This window comes from Brevundimonas balnearis, assembly GCF_042434805.1.
GTDB lineage: Bacteria > Pseudomonadota > Alphaproteobacteria > Caulobacterales > Caulobacteraceae > Brevundimonas > Brevundimonas balnearis.
In genome coordinates this window covers 171766-195074 of the sequence record NZ_JBHLSW010000005.1, presented here as the reverse complement: position 1 = coordinate 195074, position 23309 = coordinate 171766, and the positions used below count along the sequence as shown (strand labels likewise).

Below are 23309 nucleotides of genomic sequence, written 5' to 3'. Positions count from 1 at the left end.
CTCAGGCCGTTCGGACGATCCCGCTAACGACCTCGACCGGCCAGGGGGTCAGTCGCCCGCCCGCGCACGGCCCCGCCACACAGGCCCCGGTCAGGGGCTCGAACGCCGCCCCGTGCCAGCCGCACAGGATCAGCTGGCCGTCCCGGGTCAGATAGCGGTCCGGCTCGATGGCGATCGGATTGCCCGCGTGAGGACAGCGATCGACCCAGCCCGCGACCTGGCCGTCCTTCCTGACCACGAAGCCGTGGAACCAGTTGTCGCCGATCTGCAGCACGAAACCGCGCGCGCCGGGATCGGCCAGGTCCCCTTCCGCGCACAGGGCGACGCCCGCGGGCGTAGTCCAGACGCGCGGCCGGACGGCGGGAATCTCGTCCTCGGTCACGCCCGCTCGCTCTTCAGCGGACGCGACAGCAGCGCGTCGATGACCTGATCCACCGTGGTCTCGCCGGCCAGCACGCCGGCGACGGCCTGACAGATCGGCATCTCGACCCCCAACCCTTTCGCCAGATCCCGTACGGCGGGCGCGCTCTCATAGCCTTCGGCCACCGAGCGCTTCCCGGCCAGGGCCTCGGCCACCGTCTGGCCCTCGCCCAGCGCCAGGCCCAGGCTCATGTTCCGCGACTGCGGGCTGGAGCAGGTCAGGACCAGATCGCCCAGGCCGCAGAGCCCCGCCATGGTCTCGGCCCGGCCGCCCAGCCGAACCCCCAGCCGGGTCATTTCGGCGAAGCCGCGCGTGATGATCGCCGCGTGGGCGCTGCGGCCCAGCTTGCGTCCCTCGACGATGCCGCAGGCGATGGCCAGCACGTTCTTGACCGCCCCGCCCGCCTCGGCCCCGATCAGGTCGTCGACCAGATAGGGCCGAAAGCCCGGCGCCGACAGCGTCCACATCAGGTCCTCGCCCAGCGTCGCGTCGGCGCAGGCCAGCGTGACCGCGCTGGGCAGGCCGCGGGCCACCTCGCCGGCGAAACTGGGGCCAGACAGGACCGCGGGCGGCGCGTCCGGCAGGGTCTCGGCCAGCACGTCCGTCATCAGCTTCAGCGAGCCGCGCTCGATCCCCTTGGAGCACAGCACCATGGGCGCGCCCGCCCGCGCGTGCGGCCGGAACGCCTCCAGGGTCGCGCGCAGGTGCTGGGCCGGCGGCACGGCCAGGATCAGGTCGCAGGACGAGAGGTCGGACAGGTCCGCCGTCGCCGTGATCCGCTCGCTCAACGTCACGCCGGGCAGGAAGGCCTCGTTCTCGCGCCGGGCGCGGATGGACTCAACCACCTCCGCTTCCCGCGCCTGAAGCGTGACGTCCAGCCCCGCCGCCGCGCAGACCTGGGCCAGGGCCGTGCCCCAGGCGCCGCCGCCGATCACGCCCGCGCGCCTGAATTCGTGCATCGTTCCTCCGGAGGTGTTCACGCCTTGGCGCCCTTGCGGCCGTACGCGTGGCTGGGCGCGGCCAGCGCCGCCGCCTCGTCCAAGGGCCAGCGCGGCCGGGCGACCGCGTCGATGTCGGACCGCTCGCCGCGCGCAAGACGCTCGGCGCCCGCCTGGGCGATCATGGCGGCGTTGTCCGTGCAGAAGGCCAAGGGCGGGGCGGTGAAGCGGAATCCGTGACGTCCCGCCGCCGCCTCGAGCCGCGCCCGGATGGTCCGGTTGGCGGCCACCCCGCCCGCCACGACGAGCAGCCGGTGATCGTGCCGCTGGGCGTAGTCGGCCATGGCCCGCTCGGTGCGTTCGGTCAGCTGGCGCGCGATCGCGGCCTGGACGGCGGCGGCGAGGTCCGCCCGATCCTGATCGGTTTCACAGGTCTCCACCAGCCGGAAGGCGGCGGTCTTCAGGCCCGAGAACGAGAAGTCCATGTCCTTGCGGCCGAGCAGCGCCCTGGGCAGCTCGAACCGCGCGGGATCGCCGCCCTCCGCCAGCCGCTCCAGCGCCGGCCCGCCCGGGTAGCCGAGCCCCAGCGCCTTGGCGATCTTGTCGAAGGCCTCGCCCGCCGCGTCGTCGATGGTGGCGCCCAGCCGCGTGACCTCCCCGACCCCGCGCACCTCCAGGAGCTGGCAGTGGCCCCCCGACACCAGCAGCAGCAGGAAAGGATAGGGCGCCTCCGCCCCCAGCCGGGCCGAGACCGCATGACCCTCCAGGTGGTTGACCGCGATCAGCGGCAGGCCCCGCGCCAGGGCCGCCGCCTTGCCGAAGCTCAGGCCCACCATCACGCCGCCGACCAGGCCCGGCCCGGCGGTGGCGGCGACGCCGGTGATCCCGTCCCAGCCGACCCCGGCGTCCGCCAGCGCGCGCTCCACGGTCGGGGCGATGGTCTCCACATGGCTCCGCGCCGCGATCTCGGGCACCACCCCGCCGAACGGCGCATGATCCTCGGTCTGGCTGTGCACCACCGAGGACAGCACCTCGGAACGACCGTCGCGCCCCAGTCGCACGACGGCCGCGGCGGTCTCGTCGCAGCTGGTCTCGATGCCCAGGACGATCAGCTCGCCTTTGGTTGCCGCCGACGCGGCCGTGCGATAGTCCGCGTGCGAACTCATGGCGCGTCAGGTAGCCCCCGCGCCGCGCCCGCGCAATCGTCGCCGACCCAAGGCCCTCATGCCGCTTCTCCGCATCGGAACCCGCCGCTCACGTTTGGCGCTCGCCCAGTCCGGCATGATGCAGCGCGCCATCGGCCGGGCGCTGGGCGTGCCCGAGGCCGACATTACGGCCGAGGTTCCGCTGGTGGAGATCGTCACCACCGGGGACCGCATCCAGGATCGCCGCCTGCTCGAGGTGGGCGGCAAGGCGCTGTTCACCAAGGAAATCGAGGCCGCGCTGCTGGAGGGCGAGATCGACGTCGCCGTTCATTCCATGAAGGACGTGCCGGCCGAGACGCCGGACGGCCTGGTCATCGCCGCCACGCCCGAGCGCGAGGATGCGCGCGACGCCTTCCTGAGCACCATCGCGGCGTCGTTCGCCGACCTGCCGCACGGAGCGCGGCTGGGCACCGCCAGTCTGAGACGCCAGGCCCAGGCCCTGGCGCTGCGGCCGGACCTGAAGGTCGAGATGCTGCGCGGCAATGTCGACACCCGGATCGGGCGGCTGACGGCCGGCGACTTCGACGCCATCCTGCTGGCGGTGTCCGGCCTCAACCGTCTCGGCTTTTCGGGCGAGATCGTCGAGCGGCTGGACGCCGACGCCTTCCTGCCCGCGCCGGGCCAGGGCGCCTTGGCGCTGCAGACGCGGGCGGAGGATGTCGGCGCCGATTGGGCCAAGGCGCTGAACCACGCCGAGACCTCGACCTGCGTCCTCGCCGAGCGCGGCGCCATGCGGGCGCTGGAAGGGTCGTGCCGTACGGCCGTCGGGGCCCACGCCGTGATCGCGGGAGGGCGGCTGGTCCTGACCGCCGAGATCCTGGCGCCCGACGGCTCGGCCCGCTGGCGTCGCCGGGGCGAGCTCGACCTGGCCGCCGCGCCCGACGTCGACGCCTTCGGCGAGGCCCTCGGCCGCGATGTTCGAGACGCGGCGGGCGATCAGGCGATCGCGATCTGACATGGGCGCGCGCGGCCTGATTTGGGTGACGCGCAGCGAGCCCGGCGCGACCGCGACGGGACAGGCGCTGATCCGGCGCGGATACGCGCCTCTGATCGACCCGGTCATCGAGGTCGTCGTGCGAGCCGCGACCGTCGATCTGGACCGCTTCGCCGCCGTCGCCCTCACCAGCGCCCACGGCGCACGGGCGCTCGCAACGCTCACGTCTCGCCGTGACCGGCCGGTTTTCACCGTCGGCGACGCCACCGCTGAAGCGGCGCGACAGGCGGGGTTCGGCGACGTGCGCTCCGCCTCGGCCGACGGCGCCGCGCTGGCGACGATCCTGTCGCACGCGCCGCCCGATGGGCCTGTGCTCTGGGTCCGAGGCCGGGACGCCGCCTTCGACCTGGTCTCGGCCCTCGCCGGGATTGTCGAGGTGAAACCCCTTGTCGCCTACGCCGCCGAGCCCCGACGGCCGGACGCGGCCCTTCTCGCCGCCGAGGAGGGTCGCATCGCCACCGTCCTGATCCATTCGCCGCGCGGCGCCCGCCTTGCCGTCGAAGCCCTGGGCGACCGCCCCTGCCCGCCTGCCGTCTGCCTGTCCGACGCCGCCGCCGACGCCTGGCCCGGCCCCATCCTCGCCGTCGCCGCCACCCCTGACGAACCGGCCCTGCTGGACGCGCTTGGCAAGGCCCGCCCGCCGGTGTAGGGAACGCGCCTCCTTTCCGGGCCGCTTTAGCTCAGCCGGTAGAGCACCTCATTCGTAATGAGGGGGTCGCGTGTTCGAGTCACGCAAGCGGCACCACTCCCCCCTGATCTTTTGCTGAAGCGGCTGGCTCGCAGGGCAGCTCTGAAGGTTGCGACGTGGGCCTGAACGATCACGATCAGCGACCATCAAGTCTCAGAAGGCGTTCAGCTCGATCCAGCGCTCGAAGACGTCGAACCAGCCGTTGCTGGTCTTGCCGGGATTGCCGAGCCCGAACCCGTGGCCGCCGTTCTGGTACAGATGGAACTCGAGCGGGCGGCCGGCGGCGCGCCATGCTTCGACCAGCCCGAAGCCGCTGTGGGCGAACAGGGGATCGTCCGCGGCCAGGGCCACGAACATCGGCGGCGCGTCGGCCGGAACCTCCACGGCCGTCAACGGTCCATAGATCAGCCCGATGAATGCGGGATCGGCGCTCGGCGACGCCAGGGTCGTCGCCAGGGTCGTCATGGCGCCGGCGGAAAAGCCGACCATGCCGACGCGGTCGGGATCCACACACCATTCCTCGGCCCGGGCGCGCACCAGGGCGAAGGCGGCGGTCGCGTCCGCCACCTGATCGGCGAAGGGACTGTCGACGGCCTGGGCCGTGGGCGCCGGTGGTCGCGCCGCTCCGGCGAACATCGCATTGACCGCCGCCTCGAACGCCGCGGGGTCCTGCGGCGTCGGTCGGGTGCGGTACTTGAGCACGAAGGCGGCGACGCCCCGGTCGGCGAGCGCCCGGGCGACCTCCCACCCCTCGTTGCCCATCGACAGGAACATGAAGCCGCCGCCGGGGGCCACGATGACGGCGGCGCCGGTGGCCTTTCCCGGTTCAGGCAGCACGGGCGTCAAGGTCGCGAGCGTGACGTTGCGGACGAAGGGATCGCCCCATTGCTCGAACCAGACTTCCGGTCCGGTCGACCCCGCCACGTCGCCGGTGTTCAGGGCGATGGCGCCCGGCTCGGGCGGGGCCGCCAGGGGCCTCATCGGCGCCTCCTGGCTCCACGCCGTCGATCCCGTCGCCACGGCCGAACAGGCCAGGGCCAGCGCGATGAGCCTTAGACTCGACGGGCGCATGCGGCGTCTCCACGGTGAGCGGGCGAAGGGGCGGTCGGTCGCGGTCAGGCTAGGCAGATGCGAAACCGCGCGCAATAGTCAGACAATTGATCAGGGGGGTCGGATGGGTGTTCGGGCGGGCGGCCGGGTATCGGCCGGGATTCTGGCGGCGGTGCTGGTGCTTTGCGGCGCGGCGACCGCGCGGGCTCAGCTCCCGGGGGCGCAGCTTCCGTCCTATCAGGACCCTTCTCAGCCGCCGGAACGGCGAGCCGCCGACCTCGTCGCGCGCATGACGCTGGAGGAGAAGGCCTCGCAGCTGCTGAATGACGCCCCCGCCATCCCTCGCCTGAACATCCGCGAATACAACTGGTGGAACGAGGGGCTGCACGGCGTGGCCGCCGCCGGGCACGCCACGGTCTTCCCTCAGGCGATCGGCCTGGCCGCCACCTTCGACGAACCCCTGATGCGTCAGGTCGCGGACCTCATCGGCATCGAGTTCCGGGCCAAGCACCTGGACGCGCGCCACCGTTTCGGCGGCTCCGACTGGTTCGAGGGGCTCACCGTCTGGTCGCCCAACATCAACATCTTCCGCGATCCGCGGTGGGGTCGGGGCCAGGAGACCTATGGCGAGGACCCCTATCTGACGGCGCGGCTCGGCGTCGCCTTCGTGCAAGGACTGCAGGGGGACGATCCGGACTACGCCCTGACCATAGCCACGCCCAAGCATTTCGCGGTCCACTCCGGGCCCGAGGCCAGCCGCCACCGCGACGACATCCGTCCCACGGCCCGCGATCTGGAGGACACCTATCTGCCCGCCTTCCGCGCGGCGATCATCGAGGGCGGCGCGGGCTCTTTGATGTGCGCCTACAACGCCGTCGACGGGGCCCCGGCCTGCGCCAACGAACGGCTGCTCGGCCACTATCTGCGGGACGCCTGGGGCTTCGACGGCTTCGTCGTCTCGGACTGCGGGGCGGTGACCGACATCCACAGCCCGGATCGCCACGCCTACGTCGCCACGCCCGAGGCGGCGGTGACCGTCGCCTTTCGCGCGGGGATGGACTTGATCTGCGGCGGGCCCGAGGACGGCGAGGCGGTCGTCCGGGCCGTGCGCGACGGCGCGCTCGACGAGGCCGTGGTCGATCGCTCGCTGGTGCGTCTGTTCACCGCCCGGATGAGGCTGGGCCAGTTCGACGAGCCGTCCCGCGTCTTCCCCGACATCACCGCCGCCGACTTCGACACGGCCGAGGGCCGCGCCCTGGCGCAGACCGCCGCTGAGAAGGGGATCGTCCTGCTGAAGAACGACGGCCTGCTGCCGCTCGGAGAGGCGCCCGGACGCATCGCGGTGATCGGCCCCAACGCCGACAGTCTCGCCGCGCTGGTCGGCAACTACAACGGCGACCCCTCTCACCCTGTGACGATCCTCGAGGGCGTCCGCCGCCGCTGGCCGGACGCGCAGGTGACCCACGTCCAGGGCTCCGGACTGATCGACCGCGCGCTGGTCCCGCTGCCCGCCGGGGCGCTGTGCCTGGACGCCGCGTGTCGCACGCCGGGGGTCCGGGTTGAGCGGTTCGCCGGTCGGGACCTGTCCGCCGCGCCGGTGCAGACCGGCCAGGCGGACGGCGTCGCGCACGCCTGGTCCGGACGGCTGGAGAGCGGCGCATTACGTTATTCCGGCTATCTGACGGCGCCGGAGGACGGCGACTATGTCTTCCGCTACGACGCGAACGGCGGCTACCGCGTCTTCATCGACGATGCGCCGGTGGTGGACGCCTGGAACATCGACTGGCGCCCCTCCATCGCGGCCGGCGCCGTGCGTCTCGAGCGCGGGCGGACCTACCGGTTGCGGGTCGAGGCCTTCCAGCGCGCCACATCCGGGGACGAACGGCTGTTGTGGAGCCCCCCGTCCGACCCGGGCGGCGCCCAGGCCGAAGCGGCCGCCCGCGAGGCCGACCTGGTCCTGTTCGTGGGCGGGCTGACGGCCCAGCTGGAGGGCGAGGAGCTGCCGCTCTCGACGCCGGGGTTCGCGGGCGGCGACCGCACCAGCCTGGATCTGCCCCCCGCGCAGCAGCGGTTGCTGGAGAGACTTCACGCCACCGGCACGCCCGTGGTGCTGGTCCTGGTCAGCGGCAGCGCGATCAGCGTCAACTGGGCCGATCGGAACGTGGCCGCGATTCTGCAGGCCTGGTACCCCGGCGGACAAGGGGGCGACGCGGTGGCCCGCATCCTGGCCGGCGACGTCAATCCATCCGGCCGCCTGCCGGTCACCTTCTATCGATCGGTCGATGATCTTCCGGCCTTCACCGACTATCGGATGCGAGGACGCACCTACCGCTACCACGCCGGGCCGGTGCTCTACCCGTTCGGTCACGGCCTGTCCTACACGCGGTTCGACTATGCCGACGTCCGAACCGGCCGCGCCACGGTTCGCGCGGACCAGCCGCTGGAGGTCAGCGTGCTGGTCTCCAACGTGGGGGCCCGGCAGGGCGAGGAGGTGGTTCAGCTTTACGTCCGGCGCCCGGACGTCGAGGGCGCGCCGCTGCGCTCCCTCGCGGGGGTCCGGCGCGTGGCGCTGGCGCCGGGCGAGCGACGTCGCGTGAGCTTCACGGTCGATCCGCGCAGCCTCAGCGTCGTGGATGACGCCGGCGTCCGCCGCATCACGCCGGGCCCGGTCGAGCTGTGGGTCGGCGGCGGGCAGCCGGGGGGCATGGCGCCGGGGCGAGCCGCCGCGGTTCGGGTGACCGGCGCCGCCGAGCTTCCGCGATGACACTCGCCCCGCTCGATCTTCGCCCGAGCTTGAAGCGGCGCGTCTCGCTTGAAGATATAAGCATATCTTTATATGGCTGGCCGCCATCGCAGCCGAGGAGTCTCTCGTGAGCCGTACGTCCTTCGTCTTCACCTCCGAAAGCGTGTCCGAGGGACACCCGGACAAGGTGGCCGACCGCATCTCCGACACCGTGGTCGACTTCTTCCTGGCGAAGGATCCCGAGGCGCGCGTGGCGTGCGAGACGCTGACGACAACGAACCGGGTGGTGTTGGCCGGCGAGATCCGCGGCAAGGGCATCTGGGAGAACGACGCCTGGGCGCCCGGTGTGGAGGACGAGATCGAGCGGCTGGTCCGAGCCGCGGTCAAGGACATCGGCTACGAGCAGGACGGCTTCCACTGGGAGACGTTCGAGTTCCAGAACTATCTGCACGGCCAGTCGGCGGACATCGCCGTCGGCGTCGACGCCACGGACACCAAGGACGAAGGCGCGGGCGACCAGGGGATCATGTTCGGCTACGCCTCGAACGAGACGCCCGAGCTGATGCCGGCGACGCTGCAGTACAGCCACAACATCCTGAGAAAGCTGGCGGAGCTGCGCCACGCGGGCGGCTCGATCCTGGAGCCCGACGCCAAGAGCCAGGTGTCGCTGTTCTACGAGAACGGCCGGCCGGCGCGCGCCACCTCGATCGTCGTCTCGACCCAGCACGCCAAGGGCGCGTCGCAGGCGGACGTGGCCGCCGTGGTGAAGCCGGTGGTCGAGGGCGTGCTGCCGCAAGGCTTCATCACCAACGAGACCGTCTGGCACATCAATCCGACCGGCATCTTCGAGATCGGCGGGCCGGACGGCGATTCCGGCCTGACGGGTCGCAAGATCATCGTCGACACCTACGGCGGCGCCTCGCCCCACGGCGGCGGGGCCTTCTCAGGCAAGGACCCGACCAAGGTCGACCGTTCGGCCGCCTATGCGGCGCGCTATCTGGCCAAGAACGTCGTCGCCGCCGGCCTCGCGGACCGCTGCACCATCCAGCTCAGCTACGCCATCGGCGTGGCCGAGCCCCAGTCGGTTCACGTCGACCTGCACGGCACCGGCCGCATCGATGAAGCGACGCTGGAGCGCGAGCTGCCCAAGATGATCGGCGGCGCCACCCCGCGCGCGATCCGCAAGCACCTGGGGCTGAACAAGCCGATCTACGCCCGCACCACGGCCTACGGCCACTTCGGCCGCGAGCCCGAGGCCGACGGCGGCTTCAGCTGGGAGCGCACCGACCTGGTGGAGGCGCTGAAGGCGCTGGCGTGACGGTCTGATCCCCTTCTCCCCCTGCGGGAGAAGGTGGGCCGCGGAGCGGCTCGGATGAGGGGTGTGTGCGCCGACGCCGAATGGCCGTCCTGACCGTTGCTGGTTCATCACGGAGGGCGCCGAGACACACAAGCTTACACCACGGTGCCTGTGCGGCGGCGCGCGAAGCGCCCCCTTCCGCTTACCGACGAACTTCCGGAGCACCTGCGGTCCAACTTGCTCTACGCCGCCGTGCTCTCCGTGCCTTCCTCCGTGCCCTCTGTGATGACCCTGCCCCGGCGAGGACTCTCGCCCCGCGTCCGCGTTGACACCCCTCATCCGTCATGCTCCGCATGACACCTTCTCCCGCAAGGGGAGAAGGAACGCAGTTCCCGGACGCGAAAAGGGCGCGGACCGCGTCGCCGCGACCCGCGCCCTGATGTTTCAGCCGACGCCGCGCCTTAGGCGCTGATCTCGGTCGCCTCTTCGGCCAGGATCGTCAGGCCCTGCGCGTTGACGTCGGCGAAGCCGCCCTTGACCTCGAACACGCGCCGCTTGGCCCCGTCGATGACCGTGACCGCGCCTTCGCGCAGCGCCGTCATGAAGGGCGCGTGCGCCGGCAGGACGCCGAAGTCGCCCTCGACGCCGGGCGCGTCGACCTGATCCACGAGGCCGGAGAAGACCTCGCGCTCAGGGGCGACCAGGGAGAAGGAGAGCTTGCCGGCCACTTACGCCGCCTCGGCCAGCTTCTGGGCCTTCTCGACGGCCTCTTCGATGGCGCCGACCATGTAGAAGGCGGCTTCCGGCAGGTGGTCGTACTCGCCGTCGCAGATGGCCTTGAACGAGCGGATCGTGTCCTTCAGCTCGACGAACTTGCCGGGCTGGTTGGTGAACTGCTCGGCCACGAAGAAGGGCTGCGACAGGAAGCGCTGGATCTTGCGGGCGCGGGCGACGATCAGCTTGTCGTCTTCCGACAGCTCGTCCATGCCCAGGATGGCGATGATGTCCTTCAGCGCCTTGTACTGCTGCAGGATCTCCTGGACGCGACGGGCGACGGTGTAGTGCTCCTCGCCGATCACCAGCGGGTCCATGATCCGCGAGGTGGAGTCCAGCGGGTCCACGGCCGGGAAGATGGCCTGGGCGGCGATGTCACGCGACAGCACGGTCGTGGCGTCCAGGTGGGCGAACGAGGTCGCCGGCGCCGGGTCGGTCAGGTCGTCGGCGGGCACGTAGATGGCCTGGACCGAGGTGATCGAGCCCTTCTTGGTCGAGGTGATCCGCTCCTGCAGGTTGCCCATTTCGGTGGCCAGCGTCGGCTGATAGCCCACGGCCGAGGGGATGCGGCCCAACAGCGCCGACACTTCCGAGCCGGCCTGGGTGAAGCGGAAGATGTTGTCGACGAACAGCAGCACGTCCTTGCCTTCCTCGTCGCGGAAGTATTCCGCGATGGACAGGCCGGTCAGGGCGACGCGGGCGCGGGCGCCCGGCGGCTCGTTCATCTGGCCGTAGACCAGGGCGCACTTGGAGCCTTCGGTCGAGCCGTTGTTCTTGGCCGGGTCCACGTTCACGTTGGACTCGATCATCTCGTGATAGAGGTCGTTGCCCTCGCGCGTGCGCTCGCCCACGCCGGCCAGCACGGAGTAGCCGCCGTAGGCCTTGGCGATGTTGTTGATCAGCTCCTGCATCGTCACGGTCTTGCCGACGCCGGCGCCGCCGAACAGGCCGATCTTGCCGCCCTTGGTGTAGGGGCACATCAGGTCGATGACCTTGATGCCGGTGACCAGGATCTCGGCCGAGGTCGACTGCTCCTCGAAGCTCGGGGCTTCCTTGTGGATCGGACGATAGAGCGAGGTCTGGATCGGACCGGCCTCGTCGATCGGGTCGCCGACGACGTTCATGATGCGGCCCAGCGTGCCCGGGCCGACCGGCGCCAGGATCGACTTGCCGGTGTCGGTCACCGGCTGGCCGCGGACCAGACCCTCGGTCGTGTCCATGGCGATGGTGCGGACCATGTTCTCACCCAGGTGCTGGGCGACTTCCAACACCAGGCGGAACTCGGCGCCCGTGCGCTGGTCGGTGTTGGAGGTCTCCAGCGCGTTCAGGATCGCCGGCAGGTGGCCTTCGAACTCCACGTCCACGACAGCGCCGATCACCTGGGCGATGCGGCCGGTGGCGACCGCGGCGGTCGGCGCGGCGGCGGGCGCGGCCTTCTTGGCGGCGGGCTTGCGGGTCGTGGTCTTCTTGGGGGCGACGGTGTCGGTCATCGGGGTCTTCCGTTCGGAAAGTCGTGTCGGGTGTCAGGTCGGATCAGAGGGCTTCGGCGCCGGAGATGATCTCGATCAGCTCCTTGGTGATCTGGGCCTGGCGGGAGCGGTTGTATTGAAGGGTCAGGGCGTTGATGAGCTCGCCGGCGTTGCGGGTGGCGTTGTCCATCGCCGCCATCTGCGAGCCGAAGAAGCCGGCCTGGTTCTCATAGAGCGCGGCCAGCACCTGGGTCGTCAGGTTGCGCGGCAAAAGCGTCTCGAGGATGGCCTCTTCCGAAGGTTCGTACTCATAGACCGCGCCGTTCAGGTCGATGGGGGCGGCGCCTTCCTCGACCGTGGTCGGGGCCAGCTGCTTGGGCGTGGGGACCTGGCTGATCACCGACTTGAAGCGGCTGTAGAACAGGGTGACCACGTCGGCGCGGCCTTCCTCGAACTCCTCGGCGATCATCTCGGCGATCGGCTGGGCGGCGTGCAGGCCCAGCGTCTTGTGCGCGCTGAGCTCGAAGGTGTGGATCACCCGCTCGCCGTAGAAGCGACGCAGCTGGTCGCGCGACTTGCGGCCGACGGCCACGATGCGGACATCCTTGCCCTGCGCGATCAGGCTGTTGATCCGCTCGCGCGCGGCCCGGACCACGTTGGTCGAGAAGCCGCCGGCCAGGCCCTTGTCCGCGGTCGCGACCACGATCAGGTGCTTCTGGTCCGAGCCGGTTCCGGCCAGCAGCCTGGGCGCGTCGGCGCCGGAGACGCCGGCGGCCAGATTGGCGATGACCGAGGCCATGCGCTCGGCATAGGGGCGCGCGGCCAGGGCCTGGTCCTGCGCCCGCCGAAGCTTGGCGGCCGCGACCATCTGCATGGCCTTCGTGATCTTCTGCGTGGCCTTCACGCTTCCGATCCGATTGCGCATTTCCTTGAGGCTGGCCATCCGGCGTCGTCTCTCTCGCTATCCGGGGGTCGGGCTCAGGCGAAGGTCTTGGCGAAGGCGTCCAGCACCGACTTCAGCTCGGCCTCGAGCTCGGCGGTCAGGTCCTTCTTGGTGCGGATGCCTTCCAGAAGGCCCGGCTTGTCCGACTTGATGCGGGCCAGAAGCTCGCGCTCGAAGCGGCCGATCGCCGAGACCGGAATGGCGTCCAGGTAGCCGCGCGTGCCGGCGTAGACCGACACCACCTGCTCCTCCATCGCCAGCGGTGCGTATTGCGGCTGCTTCAGCAGCTCGGTCAGGCGCTCGCCACGGGCCAGCAGGCGCTGGGTCGTGGCGTCCAGGTCCGAGCCGAACTTCGCGAAGGCGGCCATCTCCCGGTACTGGGCCAGCTCGCCCTTGATGGTGCCCGCGACCTTCTTCATCGCCTTGGTCTGGGCCGAGGAGCCCACGCGCGACACCGAGATGCCGACGTTCACGGCCGGGCGGATGCCCTGATAGAACAGGTCGGATTCCAGGAAGATCTGGCCGTCGGTGATCGAGATCACGTTGGTCGGGATATAGGCCGACACGTCGTTCGCCTGGGTCTCGATGATCGGCAGCGCCGTCAGCGAGCCCGAGCCGTAGTCGCCGTTCAGCTTGGCGGCGCGCTCCAGCAGGCGCGAGTGCAGGTAGAAGACGTCGCCCGGATAGGCTTCGCGGCCCGGCGGGCGGCGCAGCAGCAGCGACATCTGGCGATAGGCCACGGCCTGCTTGGACAGGTCGTCATAGATGATCAGGCCGTGCATGCCGTTGTCGCGGAACCACTCGCCCATGGCGCAGCCGGCGAACGGGGCCAGGAACTGCAGCGGGGCCGGCTCCGACGCGGTCGCGGCGACCACGATCGTGTACTCCAGCGCGCCGGACTCCTCGAGGGTCTTCACGATCTGGGCCACGGTCGAGCGCTTCTGACCGATGGCGACGTAGATGCAGTACAGCTTGGCGGACTCGTCGTCGCCGGCGTTGACGCTCTTCTGGTTCAGGATGGCGTCGACGGCCACGGCGGTCTTGCCCACCTGACGGTCGCCGATGATCAGCTCGCGCTGGCCGCGGCCGATCGGGATCAGGGTGTCGATCGCCTTCAGGCCGGTCTGCATCGGCTCGTGCACCGACTTGCGGGGGATGATGCCCGGCGCCTTCACGTCCACGCGGCGGCGCTCGGTGAACTGGATCGGGCCCTTGCCGTCGATCGGCTCGCCCAGCGGGTTGACCACGCGGCCGAGCAGGCCCTTGCCGACCGGCACGTCCACGATCTCGCCCAGGCGGCGGACCTCGTCGCCCTCGGCGATCTGGGCGTCGGCGCCGAAGATCACCGCGCCGACGTTGTCGCGCTCAAGGTTCAGGGCCATGCCCTTCACCCCGGCCTTGGGGAACTCGATCATCTCGCCGGCCTGAACCTTGTCCAGCCCGTGGATGCGCGCGATGCCGTCGCCGACCGACAGCACGGTGCCCACGTCCGACACGTCGGCCTCGACGCCGAAGTTGGCGATCTGGGACTTCAGGATGGCCGAGATTTCAGCGGCGCGGATGTCCATGAGGGTCTCTTTCGTCTTCGTCTTTCGGTGCGCCGGTCAGGCGCCGTGTTGGATCAGGCCCGCTTGAGGGCGAACTTCATCTGGTCGAGCTTGGTCTTCAGCGAGGCGTCGAACAGCTTCGAGCCCACCTTGACCTTCAGGCCGCCGAGGATCGACGGGTCGACCCGGGCGGTCAGTTCCGGGTCCTTGCCCAGGGCCTGGCGCAGGCCGGCCTGGATCGAGTTCAGCTGGGCGGCGCTCAGCGTCACGGCCGACACCACCTCGGCCGACACGACGCCGGCGTGCTTGGCGTAGAGCGCCTCGAAGGCGGCGATCGCGCCCGACACGTCGCGGGCGCGGCCGTTCTGGGTCATCAGGCCAAGGAAGTTGCGGGTCGTCTGATGGAAGCGGGCGGCGTCGGCCACCGCGCCCAGGCCCCTGGCCTGATCGTCGGCGGACAGCAGCGGCGAGGTCAGCAGGCGGCGCAGGTCGGCGCTGTCCAGATAGGCGGCCTTCAGCGACTTCAGGTCGGCGCGCACGGCGTCCAGGGCGCCGGTCTCCAGCGCCAGATCGAACAGCGCCTGCGCGTAGCGCTCGCCGACTTCGGTCGTCCTGAACTCGTCCGCCACCTGAATCCGATCCGCTGATGCGTTTGCGACGATGCCGGAGACGAGGCGACCCGCTCCGGCGAAAGGCTTGATAATGCTTGAAGAAAGCACGCTGGGGACGCGATCCGGAGACCCCGCCCTTGCAAGCCGGGCGCCTGATAGCACTTGTGCCCCGCCCCCGCAACACAGGCGGGACGCCGCAGGTTTCCCTTGTCGGCGCATGCGCTTGGGCTACAGAGGGCGGCCTCTTCTCATCGAACTGGACCCCAGATGTTCGACTATCTCGCCGGCCTTCTGAGCGATCCTGCGGCGTGGGCCGCCCTGGTCACCCTCGTGGTGATGGAGGTGGTGCTCGGCATCGACAACCTGATCTTCATCTCGATCCTGTCGAACAAGCTGCCCGAGCATCAGCGCCAGCGGGTGCGCCGCATCGGCATCGGCCTGGCGCTGATCATGCGCCTGGCGCTCTTGTCCATCATCGCCTGGCTGGTCGGGCTGACCGCCACGGTGGTCGATCTCGGCATCGTCGGCCCCGTGGGGGAACACGGCGAGCCGGCGTTCGAGACCGCCTTCAGCTGGAAGGATCTGATCCTGATCGCGGGCGGCCTGTTCCTGGTGTGGAAGGCGACCAAGGAGATCCACCACACCGTCGATCCGACCCCCACCCATGACGTGCTCGACAAGAAGGCGGTGGTCATCAACAACGCGGGCGCGGCGATCTTCCAGATCATCCTGCTGGACCTGGTGTTCTCTATCGACTCCATCCTGACCGCCATCGGCATGACCGATCACCTGCCGATCATGGTCGTGGCCGTGCTGGCCGCGATCGCGGTGATGCTGCTGGCTGCGGACCCGCTGGCCGACTTCATCGCCAAGAACCCGACGGTGGTCATGCTGGCGTTGGGCTTCCTGCTGATGATCGGCATGGTGCTGATCGCCGACGGCTTCGGGGTCCATGTGCCCAAGGGCTACATCTACGCGGCCATGGCCTTCTCGGCGCTCGTCGAGGGCCTGAACATGCTGTCCCGGCGGTCGGCGGCGAAGAGGGCGACGGCCCCCGACCCTCACATCTGACGGCGGTCAGGCGCGGCCCGTCAGCGTTCGCGGGTCAGCATTCGCGGATCAGGGGCGTCTGAGGCTGACGGACCTTTCTCCGCCGGGGCCGCTCAAGCGACCGCGCCATCCGCCCTCGGCCCAGTCCAGCGTCAAAACCCAAGCCCCCGCCTCGATCCGAGCCGTCGTCCCGGTGCGGACGATCGAGCCCAGCGGGCCGCCGTCGGCGGCGGGCGGCGCGTCCTCGTCGAGCCAGGCGCCCTGCACGGGGGTCGAGCCGCCCGCGTCGGCCAGCGCCAGGGTCAGGATCACCTCGCCTTCGGCGCCGACGACGCGCCATAGACCGTCCAGCGGGCCCATGGCCCCGTCGACCTGGAGTTCGGCGGCGGCGACGCCCTGCGCATATGCCAGTTCGGCTTCCGACGGCGTCGCTTCGTACTGGCCGGCGTACTCCTCGACCGAGAAACTGCGGTCGATCGGCCGTCGCACGAACACGCGGCCGTCGCCCTCCACCGGCTGTCGCTCGGCGTTGATGGCGAAGTCGGACGGCGGCTCGAACGGCCGGATGCGCGGCGGCTGATAGGCCTCCAGGCTCGAGGGGTCCTGGAGCAGCACGAGGGACGACAACACGGCGGCGGCGATCATGGGTTCCAGCCTGCCAAAACAATTCGCCGTCTGGCCAGTCCGTTCGGCCCTGGCGCGAGCCGGCTGGAGGAATTGTGATCGCCGAGTGTGACGCACCGTCGCTGTTCGGGCGCCCGTTCGTTGACCCGCGCGGGGCCGCTCACTAAAGCCAGTGTGCGCCGCAACGGCCGTTGAATTTACTTCTCTTTTTGAGAATGGTTCGCATGAACAAGCCCTATTCGTCCGCGGACGCGGCGGAGGACCAGACCGGTCGCTTCGTGGTCCAGCCCAACGGCCGGGTGCGGCCCCTGTCGCCGCATCTGCAGGTCTGGCGCTGGCACGTGACCATGCTGGCGTCGATCCTGACCCGGATGACCGGCGGCGCGCTCTACGCCGGCGCCCTGCTGGTGGCGGCCTGGCTGTTGGCGCTGGCCTTCGGGCCCGAGGCCTACGCGACCTTCGCCAGGCTGGCGGCGTCGCCGATCGGGCTCGTCGTGTGGATCGGCCTCAGCTTCTCGCTGTTCTACCACCTCGCGGCCGGGGTCCGGCACCTGATCTGGGACACGGGCGCGGCGCTGACGCCCAGGGCGGCGACGTCGCTGGCCTGGTGGTCGATCGGCTTCGGCGTGGTGGCGACCGCCGTGTTCTGGGTCGCCCTGTTCGCGACCGGGAGGGTTTCGCTGTGAGCCGTCATCCAAAAGCCTTCCGTAACGGCGTGAAAGTGTCCGAGCGCGAGGGCGCCGGGGAATGGACCGCCGAGCGGCTGTCATCGCTGATCCTCGCGCCCCTGTCGCTCTGGGGCGTCTGGGCCGGTTTCGAGCTGGCGGGCGGGGGCTATGAGGGCGCGCTGGCCTGGATGGCCCAGCCGGTCAATGCGACATTGCTGGGTCTGACCCTGCTGGTCAGCTTCTGGCACATGAACATGGGCTTCAAGGTCATCGTGGAGGACTATATCCACCGCGACGGCACCAAGGGGCTGCTGCTTGGCCTGTCGGCGCTGATCTGCCTGGCGCTGTCGGCGGCGAGCGTCTTCTTCATCGTGCGGCTGGCGCTGGGCTCGGCGCCGCTGCCGGCCGGCTTCGGAGTCTGATTCTAAAGATGGCTTCCTACGAATTCGTCGATCACGCCTATGACGTCGTGGTGGTAGGCGCCGGGGGCTCGGGCCTGCGCGCGGCGCTCGGCGCGGCCCAGCAGGGGCTGAAGGTCGCCTGCGTCACCAAGGTGTTCCCGACCCGCTCCCACACGGTGGCGGCCCAGGGCGGCATCTCGGCCTCCCTCGGCAACATGGGCGAGGATCGCTGGCAGTGGCACATGTACGACACCGTCAAGGGGTCGGACTGGCTCGGCGACCAGGACGCCATCGAGTATCTGGTGCGCGAGGCCCCCAAGGCCGTCTATGAGCTGGAGCACTGGGGCGTGCCGTTCAGCCGCACCGAGGACGGCAAGATCTACCAGCGCGCCTTCGGCGGCATGACGAAGAACTTCGGCGAGGGCCCGGTGCAGCGCACCTGCGCCGCGGCCGACCGCACCGGCCACGCCATCCTGCACACCCTGTACGGCCAGTCGGTCCGTCGTGAGGTGAAGTTCTTCATCGAGTTCTTCGCCCTGGACCTGATCATGCAGGACGGCGCCTGCACCGGCGTCACCGCCTGGAAGCTGGATGACGGCACGCTCCACCGCTTCCGCGCCAAGCTGGTGATCCTGGCCACAGGCGGTTACGGCCGCGCCTATTTCTCGGCCACCAGCGCCCACACCTGCACCGGCGACGGCAACGCCATGGTGCTCCGCGCCGGCCTGCCGCTGCAGGACATGGAGTTCGTGCAGTTCCACCCGACCGGCATCTACGGCGCGGGCTGCCTGATCACCGAGGGCGCGCGCGGCGAGGGCGGATACCTGACCAACTCCGAGGGCGAGCGCTTCATGGAGCGCTACGCCCCCAACGCCAAGGACCTGGCCAGCCGCGACGTGGTCAGCCGCTCCATGACCATCGAGATCCGCGAGGGGCGCGGCGTCGGTCCGAACAAGGACCACATCTTCCTGCACCTCGATCACCTCGACCCGAAGGTGCTGCACGAGCGCCTGCCCGGCATCTCGGAGTCGGCCAAGATCTTCGCGGGCGTCGACGTCACCAAGGCGCCGATCCCGGTCCTGCCGACCGTCCACTACAACATGGGCGGCATCCCCACGAACTATCACGGCGAGGTGCTGACCAAGGCGGGCGGGAATCCCGACGCGGTGGTGCCGGGCCTGATGGCCGTGGGCGAGGCGGCCTGCGTGTCGGTCCACGGCGCCAACCGGCTGGGCTCCAACTCCCTGATCGACCTCGTGGTGTTCGGCCGCGCGGCCGGCCTGCGCGCCGGCGAGATCGTCGACAGGGCATCGGCCGTGCCCGACGCGCCGGCCTCCGCGACCGAGGCGCACCTGTCGCGCCTGGACCGCTTCCGCAACGCCTCGGGCTCCACTCCGACCGCGGAGCTGCGCCTGAAGATGCAGCGCGCCATGCAGGAGGACGCCGCCGTCTTCCGCACCGGCGAGACCCTGGAGAGCGGCGTGCGTCGCCTGAAGGAGGTTCACGCCGGCGGCGCCGACATCAAGACCACCGACCGCGGCCTGATCTGGAACACCGACCTGGTCGAGACGCTGGAGTACGACAACATGATCGGCCAGGCGCTGGTCACCGTCGAAGGCGCGCTGAACCGCAAGGAAAGCCGCGGCGCCCACGCCCGTGAGGACTTCCCCGACCGTGACGATGTGAACTGGATGAAGCACACCCTCGCCTGGTTCGACGACGCGACCGGCCAGACCCGCCTCGACGACCGGCCGGTGCACAACTACACCCTGACCGAAGAAATCGAGTACATCGCGCCCAAGGCGCGGGTGTACTGAGGACGGCGAACAGATGGTCCAGCTCACCCTCCCCAAAGGCTCCAAGCCCGCCAAGGGCAAGGTCCACAAGGCTCCCAAGGGCGCCAAGAACGTCAAGACCTACAAGGTCTATCGCTACGACCCCGAGGTCGACGCGGGCCCCCGCTGGGACGTCTTCGAGGTGTCGGCCGACGACCATGGGCCGATGCTCCTGGACGCCCTGATCCACATCAAGAACACCATCGACCCGACCCTGACGTTCCGGCGCTCTTGCCGCGAGGGCATCTGCGGCTCCTGCTCGATGAACATCGACGGGCGCAACACGCTGGCCTGCACCAAGGGCTGGGACGACTGCGCCTCGTCCACCATCGCCATCGCGCCCCTGCCGCACCAGCCGGTGGTCAAGGACCTGGTGACGGACCTGAGCCTGTTCTACGCCCAGTACGACTCCATCCAGCCCTACCTCCAGTCCGACACGCCCGATCCGGAAAAGGAGCGGCTGCAGTCGCCCGCCGACCGCGAGAAGCTGGACGGCCTCTACGAATGCATCCTGTGCGCCTGCTGCTCGACCTCGTGCCCCAGCTACTGGTGGAACCAGACCGAGTACCTGGGTCCGGCGGCGCTGCTCCAGGCCTATCGCTGGATCGCCGACAGCCGCGACGACGCGACGGACAAGCGGCTCGACGACCTCGAGGACCCGTTCAAACTCTATCGCTGCCACACCATCATGAACTGCGCCCAGGTGTGTCCGAAGGGCCTGAACCCGGCCAAGGCCATCGCCGAGACCAAGAAGCTGATGGTCTCGCCGAGCCGGAAGAAGACCCCGGCCGCCGCCTGAGTCAGGCGGGGCCCCGCAGGGGCCTGACCGGCGCCAAGTCCTCCAGCAGGCGGCCGAAGCGGTCCAGCGCCTCAGCCGTCAGATTCTCGTCGTAGCGCATCGGCGGGGCCGACATGGGCTCGTCGAAGCTGTGGGTGCCCTCGGCCATCCAGGTCTCGACCTCCGCGCCGCAGCGGCGGACCATTTCGTGCACCCGCTCGGCGTTCCTGACCGTGGTCAGGTGGTCGCGCCGGGCGACCACCGCCAGAATCCTGGGGCAGTGCCGCCAGGGCCGCATGCGGTTGACCGCCACCAGGCCGACGTAGGGGTAGGCCAGATAGGCGCCCCTCACCCCGCCGAGATCGACCGAGCCCGGGTCGGCGACGCCCAGCGCGCCCGGCCGACGATCGGCGCTCATCGCCTCCATGATTCCCCAGCCGCCATGGCTCCAGCCGCCGACGAGCAGGGTGGAGGCGTCGACGTCGGCCCGCGCCGACACGCCGGCGATCGAGGCCAGCACGTCGCCCGCCCGCCGGTCGCCACGGAACATCAGACCGGTGCAGACCGTCGCCATGGCGAACTCTCGGCTCCAGCCGCGCGGGGCATACGAATCGACGATGGCCGCGCGCCAGCCCTTCGCCTTCGCCGCCTCCGCATAGCGCGGCAGATGCGCGCGGATGCCGCCGCAGCCGTGGAACAGCAGCGCCGTGGGCCGAGGCAGATCGTCCTCGGGGCCGATGAAGGTCGCGTGGGGGCTGAGGCGGTCCCAGCGCTGAAGCAGCGTGTCCATGGCGGCGACCTTAACCCCTCCGGCCGACCGGTGAAGCGCCTTACGGCGGCGGGCCGACCAGGACGTCGCGCTTGCCCGCGTGATTGGCGGGGCTGACCACCCCTTCCTGCTCCATGCGCTCGATCAGGGACGCGGCGCGGTTGTAGCCGATCTGCAGGCGGCGCTGGACGTAGCTGGTCGAGGCCTTGCGGTCGCGCGTGACCACGGCCACGGCGCGGTCGTAGAGATCGTCGGAGCCCTCGCCGCCGCCCGAGCCGAAGTCGCCGGCGCCGCCGTCCTCCTCGTCGTCGCCGTCGGTGATGGCCTCGAGATATTCCGGCTCGCCCTGGGCGCGGAGGTGCTTGCAGACCTCCTCCACCTCCTGGTCCGTGACGAACGGGCCGTGCAGGCGGGTGATGCGGCCGCCGCCGGCCATGTAGAGCATGTCGCCCTGGCCCAGCAGCTGCTCGCCGCCCTGCTCGCCCAGGATTGTGCGGCTGTCGATCTTCGACGTGACCTGGAAGCTGATCCGGGTCGGGAAGTTGGCCTTGATGGTGCCGGTGATGACGTCGACCGACGGACGCTGGGTGGCCATGATCAGGTGGATGCCGGCGGCGCGCGCCATCTGGGCCAGGCGCTGGACCGCGCCCTCCACGTCCTTGCCGGCGACCAGCATCAGGTCGGCCATCTCGTCCATGACCACGACCAGATAGGGCATGGGCTCGGGCCGGATCTTCTCGGACTCGTAGACCGGGCGGCCCTGCTCGTCGAAGCCGGTCTGGACGGTGCGTTCGAAGTGCTCGCCCTTCTCCACCGCCTCGCGGGCGCGTTCGTTGTAGGAGGCGATGTTGCGCACGCCCAGCTTGGACATGCGGCGGTAGCGGTCCTCCATCTCGCGCACGGTCCACTTCAGCGCCACGACCGCCTTCTTCGGGTCGGTGACGACGGGGCTCAGCAGGTGCGGGATGCCGTCATAGACGCTGAGCTCCAGCATCTTCGGGTCGATCATGATGAAGCGGCACTCGGCGGGCGAGTGGCGATACAGGATCGACAGGATCATGGCGTTGACCCCGACCGACTTGCCCGAGCCGGTGGTGCCGGCGATCAGCAGGTGCGGCATGCGCGCCAGGTCGGCGACATAGGGCTCCCCGCCGATGGTCTCGCCCAGCGCCAGGGGCAGCAGGTGGCCCGGCTTGGCGTATTCCGACGACGCCAGCAGGTCCCTGAGATAGACCGTCTCGCGCTTGGCGTTCGGCAGCTCGATGCCGATGGCGTTGCGGCCCTGGACCACGCTGATGCGGCAGGCGCGGGCGGACATGGAGCGGGCGATGTCGTCGGCCAGCGCCACGACCCGGCCGTGCTTGATCCCGGGCGCGGGCACCAGTTCGTAAAGCGTCACGACCGGTCCCGGCCGGATCTGGTCGATGACGCCGCGCACGCCGAACTCCTGGAGCACGCCCTCCAGCATCTGGGCGTTGGCTTTCAGCGCCGCCTCGTCGACGGCGCCGACCCGCTTGGTCGGCTTGGCCAGCATGGCCAGGGGCGGCAGGTCGAAGCCGGTCGAGGCCTTGGCGAAGTCGAAGGCCTGCTGGGCGTCGTCGACGTCACGACGCGCGGACTTGGGCGCCTTGACCGCCGCGACGCGGGGCTCGGTCGGCGCGGTCGCGCGGGCCGCCGCCGGGGCCGGCGCCTCCCATGGCGGGGCGGGCGCCTCGTCGTCCGACGTCAGGTCGAGGGGAGGACGAGGGCGGGCGATCTCCGCCCTGGCCCGTCGCTTGGGCGAGGGCTGCGCCGGCGTCGCGCGCGGGGACCCGGGCGCCGGCGAGGCGCGGCGCTGCCCCAGCCAGGCCAGGGCCTCGGTGAAATCCCGACCACTCAGCCCGACGGCCCAGCCGAGCGCCCAGAGCGCGAGCGGCAGCGCCAGGACGCCGGCGACGATGCGGCCGCCCCTCAACCCGAGGGCGTCGACGCCGACCTGGAACAATCCCGCCACGGCGTCGCCCAGGAGGCCGCCCATGCCCGCCGCCAGCCGCCAGTCGGCGGGCGCGGGGAGCGAGGACAGGGTGGTGGCGAGCGCCAGGACGCCGCCGGCGGCGGCCGCGGCTCGAGCCGGCGTCGCCTTCAGCCGGGTGCGCACGGTGTCGGCCAGGGCCGCCGCCGCGCCGAAGGCCGTCAGCAGCAGCGCGGCCGGCCAGGCGGCGAGGCCGAGGGTCTGCATGAACAGGTCGGCGAAGACGGCCCCGTTGTGGCCGAGCCAGTTGGTCGGCGCGGCGGCGGCGGCGGCGTTCAGGCTCGGGTCGGCGGGGTTCCAGGACACGAGCGCGACCAGCAGCAGCGCGGACAGCAGCGCCTGCAGAACGCCGCGGAAGCGGGCGACGAGCGGCGCGCTCCAGACCAGGCGGACGCTTTCGACGGCGCGCAGGCTGAGGTCGACGGCGGTCATGACGGGGTCGCGGCTCCAGACCTTTCGGCGTGAAGCCCGGTTATCGCCCCGTCAGGGTTAA

The 23309-nt window shown here is 70.5% G+C and carries 21 protein-coding genes and 1 tRNA gene; 10 read left to right on the top strand and 12 right to left on the bottom strand.

Going from position 1 to position 23309, the window contains the following annotated elements:
• Position 1 precedes the first annotated feature (1 nt).
• Genes ACFFGE_RS08080 through tsaD form a run of 3 tightly spaced genes read right to left on the bottom strand, consistent with a single transcriptional unit; the run spans position 2 to position 2525 of the window.
• Positions 2-382 carry a Rieske (2Fe-2S) protein gene (locus tag ACFFGE_RS08080; protein WP_376835805.1) on the bottom strand — a complete coding sequence of 127 codons (381 nt, stop codon included), beginning with the start codon at positions 380-382 and terminating at the stop codon, positions 2-4.
• Positions 379-1380, bottom strand: coding sequence for an NAD(P)H-dependent glycerol-3-phosphate dehydrogenase (locus ACFFGE_RS08075; RefSeq protein WP_376835804.1), 1002 nt, complete (start codon positions 1378-1380; stop codon positions 379-381). The genes ACFFGE_RS08080 and ACFFGE_RS08075 overlap by 4 nt, the downstream gene beginning before the upstream one ends.
• Positions 1381-1397: 17 nt before the next feature.
• The gene (tsaD, locus tag ACFFGE_RS08070; RefSeq protein ID WP_376835803.1) at positions 1398-2525 is read right to left on the bottom strand and encodes a tRNA (adenosine(37)-N6)-threonylcarbamoyltransferase complex transferase subunit TsaD; all 1128 of its coding nucleotides are present in this window, start codon (positions 2523-2525) and stop codon (positions 1398-1400) included.
• 58 nt (positions 2526-2583) lie between these two features.
• Between tsaD and hemC the strand changes: the two genes are divergently transcribed.
• The 3 genes from hemC (at position 2584) to ACFFGE_RS08055 (ending at position 4303) form a co-directional block, all read left to right on the top strand.
• Positions 2584-3519, top strand: coding sequence for a hydroxymethylbilane synthase (hemC, locus tag ACFFGE_RS08065; protein ID WP_376835802.1), 936 nt, complete (start codon positions 2584-2586; stop codon positions 3517-3519).
• A 1-nt stretch (position 3520) separates the two neighbouring features.
• On the top strand, positions 3521-4207 hold the full coding sequence (locus tag ACFFGE_RS08060) for a uroporphyrinogen-III synthase (RefSeq protein WP_376835801.1): 687 nt from the start codon (positions 3521-3523) through the stop codon (positions 4205-4207).
• Positions 4208-4227: 20 nt separating this feature from the next.
• Positions 4228-4303: transfer RNA gene (locus tag ACFFGE_RS08055), tRNA-Thr, on the top strand.
• A gap of 96 nt (positions 4304-4399) precedes the next feature.
• On the opposite strand, the gene ACFFGE_RS08050 is transcribed toward ACFFGE_RS08055, so the two are convergent.
• The gene (locus tag ACFFGE_RS08050) at positions 4400-5317 is read right to left on the bottom strand and encodes an alpha/beta hydrolase (RefSeq protein WP_376835800.1); all 918 of its coding nucleotides are present in this window, start codon (positions 5315-5317) and stop codon (positions 4400-4402) included.
• Positions 5318-5420: 103 nt separating this feature from the next.
• Between ACFFGE_RS08050 and ACFFGE_RS08045 the strand changes: the two genes are divergently transcribed.
• Positions 5421-8060 carry a glycoside hydrolase family 3 protein gene (locus ACFFGE_RS08045; protein ID WP_376835799.1) on the top strand — a complete coding sequence of 880 codons (2640 nt, stop codon included), beginning with the start codon at positions 5421-5423 and terminating at the stop codon, positions 8058-8060.
• A gap of 106 nt (positions 8061-8166) precedes the next feature.
• A complete protein-coding gene (metK, locus tag ACFFGE_RS08040; protein WP_376835798.1) occupies positions 8167-9357 on the top strand; it encodes a methionine adenosyltransferase in 1191 nt (396 codons plus the stop codon).
• Positions 9358-9797: 440 nt separating this feature from the next.
• Here the strand turns inward: metK and ACFFGE_RS08035 are convergent, their stop codons facing one another.
• Genes ACFFGE_RS08035 through ACFFGE_RS08015 form a run of 5 tightly spaced genes read right to left on the bottom strand, consistent with a single transcriptional unit; the run spans position 9798 to position 14698 of the window.
• Complete coding sequence (locus ACFFGE_RS08035) at positions 9798-10064, bottom strand: ATP synthase F1 subunit epsilon (RefSeq protein ID WP_376835797.1); 267 nt, start codon at positions 10062-10064, stop codon at positions 9798-9800.
• The gene (atpD, locus tag ACFFGE_RS08030; protein ID WP_376835796.1) at positions 10065-11600 is read right to left on the bottom strand and encodes a F0F1 ATP synthase subunit beta; all 1536 of its coding nucleotides are present in this window, start codon (positions 11598-11600) and stop codon (positions 10065-10067) included. It abuts the gene before it with no gap.
• A 43-nt stretch (positions 11601-11643) separates the two neighbouring features.
• The gene (locus tag ACFFGE_RS08025; RefSeq protein ID WP_376835795.1) at positions 11644-12522 is read right to left on the bottom strand and encodes a F0F1 ATP synthase subunit gamma; all 879 of its coding nucleotides are present in this window, start codon (positions 12520-12522) and stop codon (positions 11644-11646) included.
• A gap of 35 nt (positions 12523-12557) precedes the next feature.
• Positions 12558-14090: a F0F1 ATP synthase subunit alpha gene (gene atpA / locus ACFFGE_RS08020; RefSeq protein WP_376835794.1), complete on the bottom strand. Its 1533-nt coding sequence runs from the start codon at positions 14088-14090 to the stop codon at positions 12558-12560.
• Positions 14091-14143: 53 nt separating this feature from the next.
• Positions 14144-14698 carry a F0F1 ATP synthase subunit delta gene (locus tag ACFFGE_RS08015; protein ID WP_376835793.1) on the bottom strand — a complete coding sequence of 185 codons (555 nt, stop codon included), beginning with the start codon at positions 14696-14698 and terminating at the stop codon, positions 14144-14146.
• Between the two features lie 249 nt (positions 14699-14947).
• On the opposite strand from ACFFGE_RS08015, the gene ACFFGE_RS08010 reads away from it, so the two are divergent.
• On the top strand, positions 14948-15751 hold the full coding sequence (locus tag ACFFGE_RS08010; RefSeq protein ID WP_376835792.1) for a TerC family protein: 804 nt from the start codon (positions 14948-14950) through the stop codon (positions 15749-15751).
• A 48-nt stretch (positions 15752-15799) separates the two neighbouring features.
• Here ACFFGE_RS08010 and ACFFGE_RS08005 read toward each other — a convergent pair whose 3' ends face one another.
• Positions 15800-16375, bottom strand: coding sequence for a hypothetical protein (locus ACFFGE_RS08005; protein WP_376835791.1), 576 nt, complete (start codon positions 16373-16375; stop codon positions 15800-15802).
• A 203-nt stretch (positions 16376-16578) separates the two neighbouring features.
• Between ACFFGE_RS08005 and sdhC the strand changes: the two genes are divergently transcribed.
• The 4 genes from sdhC to ACFFGE_RS07985 are packed head-to-tail and all read left to right on the top strand — an operon-like array spanning position 16579 to position 20057.
• The gene (sdhC, locus tag ACFFGE_RS08000; RefSeq protein WP_376835790.1) at positions 16579-17040 is read left to right on the top strand and encodes a succinate dehydrogenase, cytochrome b556 subunit; all 462 of its coding nucleotides are present in this window, start codon (positions 16579-16581) and stop codon (positions 17038-17040) included.
• A gap of 35 nt (positions 17041-17075) precedes the next feature.
• The gene (sdhD, locus tag ACFFGE_RS07995) at positions 17076-17444 is read left to right on the top strand and encodes a succinate dehydrogenase, hydrophobic membrane anchor protein (RefSeq protein ID WP_376835789.1); all 369 of its coding nucleotides are present in this window, start codon (positions 17076-17078) and stop codon (positions 17442-17444) included.
• An 8-nt stretch (positions 17445-17452) separates the two neighbouring features.
• Entirely contained in the window at positions 17453-19240 is a 1788-nt protein-coding gene (gene sdhA, locus ACFFGE_RS07990) for a succinate dehydrogenase flavoprotein subunit (protein ID WP_376835788.1), read from the top strand.
• A 13-nt stretch (positions 19241-19253) separates the two neighbouring features.
• Positions 19254-20057, top strand: coding sequence for a succinate dehydrogenase iron-sulfur subunit (locus ACFFGE_RS07985; protein ID WP_376835787.1), 804 nt, complete (start codon positions 19254-19256; stop codon positions 20055-20057).
• Position 20058: 1 nt separating this feature from the next.
• Here ACFFGE_RS07985 and ACFFGE_RS07980 read toward each other — a convergent pair whose 3' ends face one another.
• Positions 20059-20826, bottom strand: a complete 768-nt coding sequence (locus tag ACFFGE_RS07980) for a dienelactone hydrolase family protein (RefSeq protein WP_376835786.1) — start codon at positions 20824-20826, stop codon at positions 20059-20061.
• A 40-nt stretch (positions 20827-20866) separates the two neighbouring features.
• Positions 20867-23248 (bottom strand): DNA translocase FtsK, encoded by a 2382-nt coding sequence (locus ACFFGE_RS07975; protein ID WP_376835785.1) that lies wholly within the window; start codon positions 23246-23248, stop codon positions 20867-20869.
• Positions 23249-23309: the final 61 nt, after the last annotated feature.